The following is a 13,223-nucleotide window of genomic DNA, read 5'->3' as shown; positions in this document are numbered from 1 at the left end:
CCGGAGCCCCCCACCGTGACCAACGCGACCGGAGCCCCCCACCGTGACCAACGCGACCGGAGCCCCCCACCGTGACCAACGCGACCGGAGCCCCCCACCGCACCTAACGCGGCGCGTAGCCCTGGGAAGGAAAAAGTCAAGGCGCGCTAAAAGAAACTTGCACGTGTGTCACCGTCCTGTAACAATCAGTCCTTCGACTTGACATGGAGGCGGCCATGATGCGCGAGCGCGTTCACCAGGTTCTGAAGTTCGTGGGACTGGCCCTTGCCGTGGTCTTCCTGGGTCCGGGCGTGGAGATCACGTCTCAGGACGGTCAAGGCTGAAACAAGGGCGGGCCCCGGAAGGCCGGGGCCCAGGATGACCGGGACGTGCGGGCAGGCCCCGCACGCGATGGTCAAATGCCTTCGTTCTGGACGAGCTTGACCCTCGGCCAGGGTCGACGTACGAGCGCGAAGAGAGTCGACGTGGCGGCGGCGGGGGTTCTCAGGCGCCGGTGAGCGCGAACTGCGAGACCGTGACGGTCGGGACGCATCGGCTCGCGTTCGAGCCGCCCGACACCGGTCTCGTGCGATTCGTGGGAGATGTGGCCGACGCGGATGTCGAACGCATCCTGGATGCGTTCACGGAGTTCGCGACGGCGTCGGGGCGCGCGTATCTGCTGATCGACGTGGCGGACGTAGGGCGCGTGACCCCCGAGGCGAGGCGTGTTGCGGCGATGCGGCAATTGCCACCCGCGTATGCAGGGCTCGTGGTCTTCGGGGGGACGTTCCAGCAGCAGCTCGTGGCGAAGCTCGCGACGACGGCGGGCTGGTTTCTGCGCGGGCGAGCGCTCGGGAAGCCGATGCCCGTGTGCGTGAGGGACGAACGCGCGGCGCGGGCGTGGCTCGCGGAGCAGCGCCGCGCGTATTGAGGCGCGCGCAGGCGGCCACGCTGATGTGGATTTCGAGGGCAGCCCGGGTGACGATGGCGGCCCATGAAGACCCGATGGACGAGCTTGATCGTGGCCATGGCCCTGCTCGGCGTGGCGTGCGGCGACGGTGAAGGAGGCGCTGGCGGAAGCGGCGGAAGCGGCGGAAGCGGCGGAAGCGGCGGCGCGGGCGGCAGCGGTGGCGTGGGTGGCAGCGGCGGGAGCGGTGGCGTAGGCGGAAGCGGCGGCGCGGGCGGAAGCGGCGGCGCGGGCGGAATGGGCGGCGCCGGTGGAATGGGCGGCGCCGGTGGAATGGGCGGCGCCGGTGGAATGGGCGGCAGCGGCGGCGGTGGCGGCAATGGATTCGCGGCGATCGTCTCGAAAGAGGTCTACGACGCGATGTTCCTGCACCGGAACGATCTTTACGCGTACGAATCGCTCGTCGCCGCGGCGGAGACGTTCCCGGCGTTCTGCAACGAGGGCAGCCTCGATGACAGGAAGCGCGAGGCGGCCGCGTTCCTCGCGAACATCTCGCACGAGACCACGGGCGGCTGGCCCGCGGCCCCGGACGGACCGTATGCGTGGGGCCTCTATTTCACGCAGGAGGTCGGCTGCGAGAACGGGGGCTGCACGGGGTATTGCAACTCGACCTACCAGCAATGGCCTTGCGCGGCGGGAAAGACCTATCACGGGCGCGGGCCCATCCAGCTCTCGTGGAATTACAACTACGGGCAAGCGGGCGACGCGCTGGGGCTGCCGCTCCTGACCGATCCGGACCAGGTGACCTCGAATGGCACGGTGGCCTTCCGGACGGGCGGGTGGTTCTGGATGACGCCGCAATCGCCGAAGCCGTCCTGCCACGACGTGATGACGGGGAAGTGGACGCCGTCGTCGCAGGATCAAATGCTCGGCCGCGTGCCCGGGTTCGGGATGACGATCAACATCATCAACGGCGGGCTCGAGTGCAACCAGCCGACGAACGCCAAGGTCGAGGACCGCGTCGGGTTCTACAAGCGATACACGCAGATGCTCGGCGTGGATCCCGGCCCGAACCTTTATTGCGACACGATGAAATCGTATTGAGTGATACTGGTCGGGGAGGTGGGATTTGAACCCACGACAACGAGCACCCAAAGCTCGTGCACTACCGGACTGTGCGACTCCCCGGACGCCGCCCGCTGTCGGGCACCGCGCGGCGGCACTCTAGACGACGTCCGGGTCCAGAGCAAGGGCCTCGAAGGGGCTCGGCCCAGCTCGTCCGAGCCCCCTCCCCCCGAGGCACCTACCGCAGGTTCTCCACGAAATATTCGATCGACCGCTGGGTCGCGTAGAGCTTCGCGGCCGGCGCCCGGTAGCCGTGGCGCTCGCCGGGGAACACGAGCAGGTCGAAGCGCTTGTTCGCCGCGACGAGCGCGTCGATGAACTCCGCCGTGTTCTGGAAGTGCACGTTTTCATCCATGAGCGCGTGCAGGAGGAAGAGCTTGCCGCGGAGGTTTCCCGCGAGCTTCGTCAGGTCCGCCGCCTCGTACGCCTTCGCGTCCGCCTTGGGGTCGCCGAGGTATCGCTCGGTGTATGCGCTGTCGTAGAGCCGGAAGTCCGTCACGAGCGAACCCGCGACGCCCACATGGAACCGATCGGGCGCCTTGAGCAACGCGAGCGCCGCCATGAACCCGCCATAGCTGTGGCCGATGATCCCGACGCGGCTCGCGTCGACGTACGGGCGCTTGGCGACGGCGTCGAGGCCGGCGATCTGGTCCTCGAGCTCCACGTGGCCGATGTTCTTGTAGAGCGGCGCCTCGAACGCCGGGCCCCGTCCCGAGGTGCCGCGGTTGTCGAGCTGGTAGACGACGAACCCACGATCCGCGAGGTGCTGCCACAGGAGGTACGGCGACCACATGTTGAGCACCGTCTGCACGCCCGGGCCGCCATACACCATGACGATGACCGGATATTTCTTCCCGGGCTCGATCACGCGCGGCGGCAGGAGCGTGCCATAAAGCTTCACGCCGCCGGGGGCGTCCACCGAGAAAATCTCGGGCGTACGCACGCCGAGCGAGGCGAAATCGGGATCCATCGGGAACGTGAGGTCGCCGATCACAGCGCCTCCGAGCTCACGAATGACCACCTTCGGTGGCCGATCCTTCGCCGAATGGATGTCCATGGCGATCTTCGCGTTCCGATCGACGCCCGCGTAATGCACGCCAGGCTCCTCGGTCCAGCGCTTCGTCTCGCTGCCGTCGAACTTCACCGAATAGAGCTGCCGATCGAGCGGCGCTTCCTTGCTATCCGCGATGTAAAAGACGCGCCCGTTCGCCTCGTCGACGCGGCTGAGGAGATGCACGTCCCATTCGCCCGAGGTGAGCTGCTTGATCGGCGCGCCCGTGGCAGCGTCGCGAACTTCGAGGTGGATATGCCCGCCGATGGGGCGCGTCCAGAGGAACCGCTTGGAATCATCGAGCGGCTTGAACGAGGCCGGATCGAGCCACGTGGCCGAGGTCTCCGCGAAGAGCTCCTTCGTCTCGCCGCTCTTCGCGTCCGCACGCACGAGCGCGAGGCGCTTCTGGAACCGGTCGAGCGTCTGCAGATAAAGCGCATTGCCGTCGGGCGCCCAGTGGAAGCGGACCATGTAGCGCTCGGCCTCGGCGGGCCATTTCAACCAGGTCGTCTTCTTCGTCTTGAGATCGACGATCCCCGCGCGGACCTTGGGGTTCTTGTCGCCCACCGCGGGATACTTCTGCATCATGAGGTCGGGCTTCTCGCCGCGATACCCGAGCACCGGATGTTCGGGGACCTCGCGCTCGTCGACCTCGAGATAAGCAATCTTGTCGCAGCCCGGGGACCAGAAAAACCCGTGCGGCTCGTCGAGCTCCTCCTGCCCGAGGAAATCACTCTGGCCGCGCGTCGTCCCCGCAGGTCCGCCCGTCGTGAGCCGCGTTTCCTTGCGCGTCGCGACGTCCACGACCCAGAGGTCATCCGACCGGACGAACGCGACACGCTCGCCCGTGGCGCAGATCTGCGGGTCGAGCTCGGGCTCCTTCGTCTCCGTGAGCCGCGTGATCGTGCCCGCCCCTTGCCGCACGAAGACGTCCCCCGACGAAGGCACGATCATCACGGGCGCCTTCTCGGCCCACTGGTACGCGACGATGCCCATCGTCTTCTGCCGCTGGCGCTCGCGCCGGAGCTCCTCCTCGCGCGAGAGCGGCTTCGAGCTGTCCGGCAAATCCGAAGCGCGGAGCAGCACCTTGGACGTGCGCGTCGAGAGGTCGAACCCGAAGAGCGACATCGTCATGTCGCCCGACTCGCTCGCGAGGTACGTGACGAGCTTGCCGTCGGGCGAAGGCTGGACCGCGCGCGGGATGTTCCACCCCGGCTCCGGCATCTTCACCAAACGCTCGTACTTGATGGCGCTCTTCTCGGGACCGAGGATCGCACCGCGCGTCGCATCGGCTTGCGACGCCGCCGCCTTGGGCGCGCCCTCTGCCGCGCGGTCCTTCGTCATCTCGTTCAAGAGCGGCCGCTTCGGCCACGGCTCGCCGGCCCCTCCGCAACCGGAGAGCACCCCCGCGAGCGCGAGCACGCCCGCCAAACCCTGTGCCTTGTGCATGCTCCCGGTTAAACCGAGAGCGAGCCCGAGTCCACTCCAGCCATCACTCGGGCAGCCCGCCGCCATCCGCCTCGGCCGCCGACGGCGGCGGCGGCGGCACCGACTTGTCGGTCGTGACGATGCGGACGCGACGCACGCGCCGGCCGACGACGTCCGTCACGACGAGCGTGTAGCCCTCGCACTCGACACGATCCTTGGGCTCGGCCGGATGTTCGAGCCGCTCGAGGATGTAGCCGCCCACGGTCTCGACGGTCTTCGCCTCGGGCAGAAGGACGATGCCCGCGTCACGCTCGAGGTCCGCGAGCAGGACGCGGCCGTCGACCTCGACGATGCCCGGACCACGCCGATGGATCGGCGGCACCTCCTCGTCGTTCTCGTCCCGGATCTCGCCGACGATCTCTTCGAGCACGTCCTCGATCGTGACGAGTCCGACGAACTCGCCGGTCGGGCTCGTGACGATCGCCACGGGGATCTGCTTGGCCTGCATCTCCAGGCGGAGGCGCTCGACGGAGGTGTTCTCGCGGGCGAAGATCGGCTTGCGGAGGAGCTCGGCGACACGCGCGGCCTTGCGACGTCCCGAGAGGACGTCGAAGAGGTCGCGCAGGTGCAGGTACCCGAGCACGGTGTGGCCCTGGGCGTCGAGGACGGGATACCGCGAGTAGCCGGCCTCCGCGACGATCTTCACGGCCTCGTCGATGCTCATCGCGGCCCGGAGCGTCGCGGCCTCGCTGCGCAGCGACATGACATGGCGCGCGGTGCGGCGGCGCAGGTCGAAGATGCGCACGAGCATGCTGCGCAGCGCGGGATCGAGGCCCGCGGGGCTTCTCGTGAGGAGGATGCGGAGCTCCTCGGAGGTGTGCGCGATCTCCTCCTCGTGCGCGGGCTGGAGGCCGAAGAGCCGGACGAAGCCGTTCGCCGCGGAGTTCAAGACCCAGATGATGGGCCACATCAGGACGAAGAAGACGTGGAGCGGCTGCGCGGCCCAGAGCGTGACCTTCTCGGTGCGCTGGATGGCGAGCGTCTTCGGCGCGAGCTCACCGATGATCGTGTGCAGCGACATGATCAGGGTGAACGCGACGCCGAGGGCGATCGCGTGCGTGGCCTCGGGGCCGACGCCGAACCGGAGGAGCGCAGGCTCGAGGAGGTGCGCGACCGCAGGCTCGCCGATCCAGCCGAGGCCGAGGCTCGCGAGCGTGATGCCGAGCTGGTTCGCCGAGAGGTACGCGTCGAGGCGCTGCGACATCGCGAGCGCCCGCTTGGCGCGCGCGTCGCCGCTGCGCACGAGCTGCTCGAGGCGCGAGGGACGCATCTTGACGATGGCGAACTCGGAGGCGACGAAGAACGCGTTCAGCAGGATGAGAAGCGCCGTCGCGAACAGATAGAGAATCGTCGACATCGTCCGAACCCCGTCCCCCAGAAGCGAGAGAGCGCGCCGAACGAGGGCTCGTTCTCCCTGCGATGGCGGCTCTAGATGCGAGCCCGCACGAGGATCTCGCTGCGTAGATCCGAGCCGGCGTCGAGCCCCTCGACGAGCGCGTCCGCGGGACACTGACCCTTCTCGACGAGGCTGCCGAGGCGCGCGAGGTGCACGCGCTCGTCCTTGCCATTGCGCATCCGAGCCCGCCGCGCGAGCCCGCCCTCGGCGATGACGAGCACGCGCTCCGCGAGCGCCGCGAGCTTCTCGCCGCGGAACGTCGCCCCGAGCCCCTTCTCGGCGAGCTCCGGACGGAGCGCTTCGAGCTCGGCATAGGTGAAACTCTCGGTGAGCGCCTCGGCCTCGTCGAGGGCGCGCTCGTCGTAGAGGATGCCCGTCCAGAGCGCAGGCAGCGCGCACGTGAGCGCGGCCGACTGCGAGTCCGCGCCGCGCACCTCGATCGTGCGCTTGAGGCGCACCTCGGGGAAGAGCGTGTTCAGGTGCGTCTGCCAGTCCGTCGAGGTCGCGTGGTGACCGCGGAAGCCGTGCTTCAAGAAGCTGCGGAAGGACTGGCCCGTGTTCTCGAGGACCGCATCGCCGCGCTTGATGAGGAACATCGGCGCATCGAGCGCCCACTCGACGTAGTCGACGAAGCGCTTGCCGCGCTCGAGCACGTTCTCGAGCAGCCCTTGCCGCGCGGGATCCACGCTGAGCCACGTGAGCGCGCGCCGGCTCTTGCCGCCCCAGAGGGCGCCCTCGACGAACGGGGAGTTCGCGAACATCGCCGTGGTGACGGGCGAGAGCCGGAGCGAGACGCGGAGCGCGCGCATCGCGCCCTCTTCGCTCGAGTAGTCGAAATTCGCCTGCACCGTGGCCGTGCGGCGCATCATGTCGAGGCCGCCCGTGCCGCGCGTCGGGAGGTAGCGACGCATGATGCCGTACCGAGACTTCGGCACCCACGGCAACTCGTCCTGCCGCGCGAGCGGATGAAAGCCGACGCCGAGCCAGCTCAGGTTGAGCTCGCCCGAGATGTCGCGCAGCTCCGCGAGATGACCGCTCATCTCCAGGCAGATCTGGTGGACGTTGTCGAACGCGGCGCCGGAGAGCTCGAGCTGGCCGCCCGGCTCGAGGGTGACGGAGGCGCCCGCGCGTTCGAGGGCGATGATCGGGCCCGTGGGCGACTCGCGATCGATCTTCCAGCCGTGGCGCTCGACGAGCGCTTCGAGCACCGTGAGGACGCTGCGCGGGCCCTCGTAAGGCAGGGGCGCCCCGGTCGTCGTGTCGACGCCGAACTTCTCGGCTTCCGCGCCGATGCGGTAACGATCGCGCGGCTTCATCGCCGCGTGGAAAGGGATCAGGAGGTCATCGATGCCGCGGATGATCTCCGCGTGATTCGAAAGGCTCGCTTCGGCCATCGTTCGTGGTTCTCAAGCTGTTCGGGGAGTTGGAGGCGCAGATCAGGCCTAGACGGCCTGCGGCCACATCGGGGAGCGCTCCGAGCCGGATCCCTTCGGACCAAGCACACGCGCGAGGACAGCGACGTGTTTTGCCGTGGTCCCAGCACCACCGCCGACGAACCTCGCCCCTGCGTCCACCAGACGTTTGCACGCCGCGGCCCACGCATCCACCGATGTCGTGGTGTCTGGTACGCCATGTTGGCACTCGGGGCTCGCCGCGAGCAGAACCCCGACGCGCGGAGCCCCCGCGCGCGTCACGATCTCCAGCGCAGCCTTGGCCGCACTCTCGCTCGGCGCGTCGACGAGCACTGCATGCACGCCCGCCTCGACCGCGGTGCGTGTCCCCTCTTCCAGCGAGTCCCCATCGACGACACGCTCGCCGTCCGATGTTTCGAGTAGCGCCCACGTGGGGAGCTGCGTCGCGCACGCGCTCACGATGGCCGAGAGCCGCGCCATGCGCGCGAGCTGCGTGCCGTGCCGGAAAGCCTCCGGCGAGAAACCACGCGCGATGATGAGCTCGCAGCCCGACGTCGACAGGCGCGTCGCGTGCATCGCGTACTCTTCGGTGATCCGCTCGGGGAGCGCGGGCGCTATCCAGCGCGCGCCAAGCAGGCCCGCCACGACGACCGGACGAGGCGCAGCGCCGACTGCTTCGATCGCGAGGTCGACGGCTGCGCCCGTGAGCGCGGCGGAGCGGAACGCCATGCCGATCTGCGCGAGCGCCCGCGGCATCGTCTCGTCCGTGACCGCGACGATCACGTCCGATCCGGCGGCGATCTCCTGGCGGTAGTGCTCGGAGACCGCGCCGGGGTTCTCGCGCACGGCGCGGCCGAGGGGCGCCGCGCCGGAGGTCTCCACGCCCCTCGCCGCGAAGGACGAGACCGGATCGCCACCCAGGACGAGCGGGCGCCCCGCTTCGAGGCGGGTCAGGAGGGCATCGAGAGAGCTCACGTCATCACGCCGGGGTTCGAGGTCCGAGCTGGGAATGTCCAAGATCGGCCGAAGGCCGTCGACAACAGGACGAACCTTCGTCCCCTTCTACCACTTCACCTGGAAACACGGAACCCGAGACGCGGCTGCCACGTGCATTTCCCGTCCAGGTCGGCGAGCGAGCCTTCACGTGCTCGTCACAACGCTTCTCTCCACGCATCACGCCCCTCGCGCAGAGGCCGCTTGCCCGGACGGGCGCGCCCCGCGCTTCGGGAGGAACTTCCGATCGAACAGACGGACGCGACGGACGAAGAGGTCGAGGAGGAAGACCACGATGGCCGCATACACGAAGCGCGTCCAGAGCTCCTCGTGGTACGTCACCTTCTCCCCGCCGGGGTCGAAGATCGCTTGCACGGACGCGGGATCGACGGCCGCGCCCGTGGCGAGGGCCGCCTTCTCGAGCGTCGGGAGATCGGCCTCGAAGCTCGCGTACTCCTTCGGGTACGGGTTCGACACGTGGCCGAAGCTCACGGCGACCTGCTTCATCGCGCCGCCCTCGGCCTCGCGCATGTGCTCGGCCCGGAGCAGGAACGAGCCGTACTTGTCGAGCGGCTCATCGATCTCGTACCGACCGGGCGCCGTCTGCCGGAAGTCGACGACCTTCGTCTCGCCGCCCGGCACGATGATCGAGAGCTTCGAGGTCAGGTTGTTCTCGAAGCGCTCGTCGGCCCCGAAGGCGTCGACCGAGGCGCGCAGCCGCCCGCCCACGACCTCGGCCTTCATGTCGAGCTCGCGCCGATGCTTCTGCCGCATGTGCTCGTGCACGAGCTGGCCCCAGAAGCGCTCGAAGCCCGGCCACCTCAGCCACTCGACGGCCCAGCGCGACTTCACATCGCTCGTCCATGCGAGTGTCCAGCCGAGGCCCACGCGCCAGCGCGCGAGGATGGGCTCCTGCGTGTCGCTCTGGAGCAGCTCCACTGCGGGCGGCGGCTTCATCTTCGTCGAGACGTAGCCGTGCAGGTTCGGCGCGGTGCGCACGTCGACGCCGCGCAAGAAGGCCGCGTCGCCGACCTGCGTGACGGGGAACCACTCCTCGACCGCGGCTGCGCGCGCGATCATCTCCGTCTCTTTCGTGAAGATGCGCGGCAGGTTGTTCGCGTCTCCGACGGCGTGATAACGGCCGCCGCCGACGTCGGCGATCATCTTGAGCAGCTGCTCGTCCACGTCGCCGCCGAGGCCGACGGTCGTCACCGTGATCGACTCGGCGATCATCGCCGACACGAGATCACGAATGCCCGAGCTCGATGCCTTGCCGTCCGTCAGCAGCACGACGTGCTTCTTGCGGGCCTGCGTGACCGTGAGGTCCTGGTAGGCCGCGTCGAGCGCCGGAAAGATCTCGGTGCCGCCGCCCGGCTGGATGCGCGCGATGTCGCCCGCGATGCGCGAGCGGTTTCGCGCAGGCTGCATCTTCACGTACCGCGTCGGCGCCGAGTCGAAGGCGATCACCTCGATGAGGTCGTCGGACGAGAGCACGCCCGACGTGGCCTTCGCCGCGGCCTTCGCCATCTCCAGCGGAAGACCGGTCATCGAGCCCGAGCGATCGATGACGAGCACCATGGCGACGCTCGGCATCTCCTTTTTGCGCTCGTTGTCCATGCGGACCGGCAAGATCCGCTCGATCGTCGAGTGGTACCAGCCGCCGAGCCCGTAGCCCGCCTCGCCGCCCGCGAAGAGGAAACCACCGCCGAGATCACGGACGTACGTCTCGATGAGCTCCTGCGCCTGCAGCGACACGGCGTCCTTCGGCGTGTCGCTCAGGATCACGAAGTCGAAGCGCTCGATCTCCTTGACCGAGGCCGGAAAGCCCGCCGGCGGACGCACGTCGACGTCGAGCTGCTGCGCCGTGAGCGCGCTCGAAAGCGGCCCCGCGTGCTGCGGCGTGCCCTCGATGTAGAGCACCGCCGGGCGCCCGGGGACATCGATCGTCGTCGCGTACTTGTTGTTCTCCTTGAACTTGTCGGCCGGGATCTCGTCGACCTCGAACGCGTACGTCACCTGGCCCGGCAAACGCACGACGCTCTTGAAGATGACGTCGTTCGGGCCGGCCTTGAGATCGAGCTCCTTGATGCCTTCGAGCCCGTTCAGCGCCTCGCCCTGGTAGAGCCGCGCGCGCGCCTTCGTCGCCCGCGTCGCGTAGATGTCGGCGTGGATCGCGAACGTCTCGCCGACCTTCACGCGCTCCGGCATCTTGAGCTCGCGCACCGCCACCTCGGGCGGCGCGGGCCTTCGATACGGGATCGTGAAGAGCTTGATCCCGAGCTCCTTGGCGCGGTTCGACTCGGCGAGGATGTCGCCTTCGGTCTGCACGCCGTCCGTGAGGAGCACGGCGCGCTTGAGGTAGCCCTGCGGATAGAGGCCGTACGCGAGCTGGAGCGCCGCCTGCAGGTTCGAGCCTGCGCCGAGCGACTCCGACTGCGCCTTGTCGGCGCTCTCGTGCCGCGTGATCGGCGGAGGTTTTCCGTTTTCCTCGCCCTCGGCCACCTCGACGACGCGTGGCCGCTTCGCGAACGTGACGAGCTTGACGACCGCGTCCTTCGGCTTCTCGGCCCAGGCTCGCTGCACGGCCGCGCGCGCGTCGTCGAGCGCCTCGTCCGTGACGGAGTCCGATACGTCGACGAGGTAGACCGTGCACACCTTCTCGGTCGTGGCCGTGCGCGCGAGGCGCGAGAGGCCGAGCGCGAGGAGCGCGACGAACGAGATGCGCAGGAGCACCGAGAGCACGCGCTGCGGCCACGGCAGATCGGCGAGCGACTGCGAGAGGACGCCGACGAACCACGGCGCGAGCAAGATCGCCCCGAGCATCTTCGGGTTGAGCAGCTCGTAGGTGATCCCGCCGCGAACCCACGTCAGCGTGGGTTCGGGGTGCAGGAGGACGAAGCGTCGATAGGCCCAGAAGAGGAGCCCTGCGAGCGCGACGCAGGTCGAGACCCAAGCGATGACCCGGAGGCGCTTGTTCACACCGTCACCCTCCGATGGTACGTGAGCCACTCGATCGCGGTGACGAGGAGCACCGCGGCGAGCAAGTAGATCCAGATCTCGCGCCGCACGCCGACCTTGAACTCACCGACGGGGCCTGCCGCGCGCCCGCCGACGACGAGCTCGGTCGCCGGTTTGATCACGCTCTCGGCCGGATCGACGAGGTTCGCCGCGAAGGTCGTGGTCTCGTCGGGGCCCGTGGACAGCTTGTAGAAGCCAGCTTGCTGGCCGAGGAAGACCGCGCGTCCGTCCTTCACGGGCACATCGCGCTTCGTTCCATCGGGCAATTCGAGCGTCGCGGTGGCCGCCGCGGACGAGGCCGGGATCTGCCAGACCGTGCCCGTGCGGAAGGAGGAGATGTACTGGACGTCCTCCTCGACGAACTCGTTGATCGTGTTGAGCAGGAAGAGCGGCCAGGAGATCCGCAGCGGAAAATCGCTCTCGCGGATGTCGAAGCCGAGCGCGACGAACTTCACGCCCGCGCGGCTGCCGGCGATCAGGATCGGCCCCTTGTAGCTCTTGCCGATCACCTTGTCCTCCTTCTCGCCCTTCAGCGGACGCGCGCGCCCGATGTTGACGTCCGAGAGGACCGTGTAGCGGAGGATCGGGTGCTTCTCGTCGAGCTCGTCGAAGCCGAGCCGATAGTTCGGATCCGTATCTTCGACGGGCTTGCCCACCTCGAACGGCACGTTCTCGCCCGAGGGGTTCAGGTAGAGCAGGCTGCCGCTCCCCGGCGCGACGTTCGGCGTCACGCCGTCGAAGATGGTCACGTCGAAGTTGCCCTTGGCCGGGTAGCGCGACGGATCGATCGACGTGACCTCGAGGTACTCGTCGAGCAGGAGCGCCGCTTCGAGGAACATGTTGCCCGTCGTGACGACCTGCACGCGGGCCCGCCTGCGCTCGGGTAAGAGCGCGAAGGCGTGATCGTCGGCGGGTAGATCGTCGCGGCTGCCGTTCGCGTAGGCGATCTTCGCCTCGAGCGTCTTCGACGCGCCCGAGAGGTTCGGATAGAAGCGCGGCAGCCGCTCCTTCGGCCCGAGCCGGATCTGCGAGAGGTCCGTGAGCTGCCCGTCGCCGAAGAGCGAGAGCTCGACGTCGACCGGCTCTTCGTTCGTGTTCGTGACCTCGAGCATCACCTCGTAGCGGCTCTTGTCGAGCGGGTAGCGCCGCACCGAGAAGCCCGTGATCGCGACGTTCGTCGCGCGCGATCCGATGGGCAGGTACGAGATCCGCACGTCGCCGAGCTCGACGGGACCGGCCCCATCGACAGCGGGGCCGAGCGCGCCGTCGGACACGACGATGATCTCCGGCGAGGAGAGGCCCCGCAGCGTGTCGGCCCCGAAGCGCAAGGCCCGCGCGAAGTCGGCGCTCGCGTCCGTGGCCTTGATCGACGCGACGGCCGCTTCGAGATCGGGGATCTCGCTCGTCATCGTGGAGAGCGGCGTCACGGCCGCATCCATCTGCGCGATGAGCATGCGATCGCTGCCCGAGAGGCCGCGGACCATGCGCTTGACCTCGTCCTTCGCGGCATCGATGCGCGACGGCGCGGCGTCCGTGGCCTTCATGCTCGCGCTCGCGTCGACGAGCACGATGATGTTCCGGCCTTCGAGGATGTTCGCCGCGGGGCGCGGATCGCCGAGCGCGAGGAGGAGCAGCGCGAGGAGCGCGAGCTGCAGGAGGAGCGAGAGGAAGCGCTTCAACTGCGAGAAGAGGCTCGTCGCCTCCTTGTCGCGCAGGATGCGCTCCCAGAGCTTCTCGAAGGGCACGGCGACGGGGCGCCGGCGCAGCTTCAGGATGTAGAAGACGACGACCACGCTGCCGGCGAGGGCGCCGATCTGGAGCAGGGTCGCGAGCGGGACGCCGACGAAATGCATG

General features: G+C 68.6%; 8 protein-coding genes and 1 tRNA gene. 2 read left to right on the top strand and 7 right to left on the bottom strand.

Annotated elements, in window-relative coordinates:
- The first annotated feature begins 493 nt into the window (after positions 1–493).
- Positions 494–910, top strand: coding sequence for an STAS/SEC14 domain-containing protein (locus QHF83_RS04345; protein WP_282416483.1), 417 nt, complete (start codon positions 494–496; stop codon positions 908–910).
- A 63-nt stretch (positions 911–973) separates the two neighbouring features.
- Entirely contained in the window at positions 974–1,990 is a 1,017-nt protein-coding gene (locus tag QHF83_RS04340) for a glycoside hydrolase family 19 protein (protein WP_282416482.1), read from the top strand.
- A gap of 7 nt (positions 1,991–1,997) precedes the next feature.
- Here QHF83_RS04340 and QHF83_RS04335 read toward each other — a convergent pair.
- The 7 genes from QHF83_RS04335 to QHF83_RS04305 form a co-directional block, all read right to left on the bottom strand.
- A tRNA-Pro gene (locus QHF83_RS04335) sits at positions 1,998–2,074 on the bottom strand.
- 115 nt (positions 2,075–2,189) lie between these two features.
- A complete protein-coding gene (locus QHF83_RS04330; RefSeq protein WP_282416481.1) occupies positions 2,190–4,511 on the bottom strand; it encodes a S9 family peptidase in 2,322 nt (773 codons plus the stop codon).
- A 43-nt stretch (positions 4,512–4,554) separates the two neighbouring features.
- The gene (locus QHF83_RS04325) at positions 4,555–5,907 is read right to left on the bottom strand and encodes a hemolysin family protein (RefSeq protein WP_282416480.1); all 1,353 of its coding nucleotides are present in this window, start codon (positions 5,905–5,907) and stop codon (positions 4,555–4,557) included.
- A gap of 71 nt (positions 5,908–5,978) precedes the next feature.
- On the bottom strand, positions 5,979–7,340 hold the full coding sequence (locus tag QHF83_RS04320) for a glutamate-cysteine ligase family protein (protein ID WP_282416479.1): 1,362 nt from the start codon (positions 7,338–7,340) through the stop codon (positions 5,979–5,981).
- A 48-nt stretch (positions 7,341–7,388) separates the two neighbouring features.
- Positions 7,389–8,333, bottom strand: a complete 945-nt coding sequence (locus QHF83_RS04315; RefSeq protein WP_282416478.1) for a homocysteine S-methyltransferase family protein — start codon at positions 8,331–8,333, stop codon at positions 7,389–7,391.
- Between the two features lie 198 nt (positions 8,334–8,531).
- Complete coding sequence (locus tag QHF83_RS04310) at positions 8,532–11,330, bottom strand: VWA domain-containing protein (protein ID WP_282416477.1); 2,799 nt, start codon at positions 11,328–11,330, stop codon at positions 8,532–8,534.
- Positions 11,327–13,222, bottom strand: a complete 1,896-nt coding sequence (locus QHF83_RS04305) for a VWA domain-containing protein (protein WP_282416476.1) — start codon at positions 13,220–13,222, stop codon at positions 11,327–11,329. Before QHF83_RS04305 ends, QHF83_RS04310 begins: the two co-directional genes overlap by 4 nt.
- Position 13,223: the final 1 nt, after the last annotated feature.

The sequence above is a fragment of the Polyangium sp. 15x6 genome (assembly GCF_029960785.1).
In the GTDB taxonomy this organism is placed as follows: Bacteria; Myxococcota_A; Polyangia; order Polyangiales; family Polyangiaceae; genus Polyangium.
The sequence above is the reverse complement of the archived record's forward strand: the minus strand, read 5'-3'. Positions and strand labels throughout refer to the sequence as shown.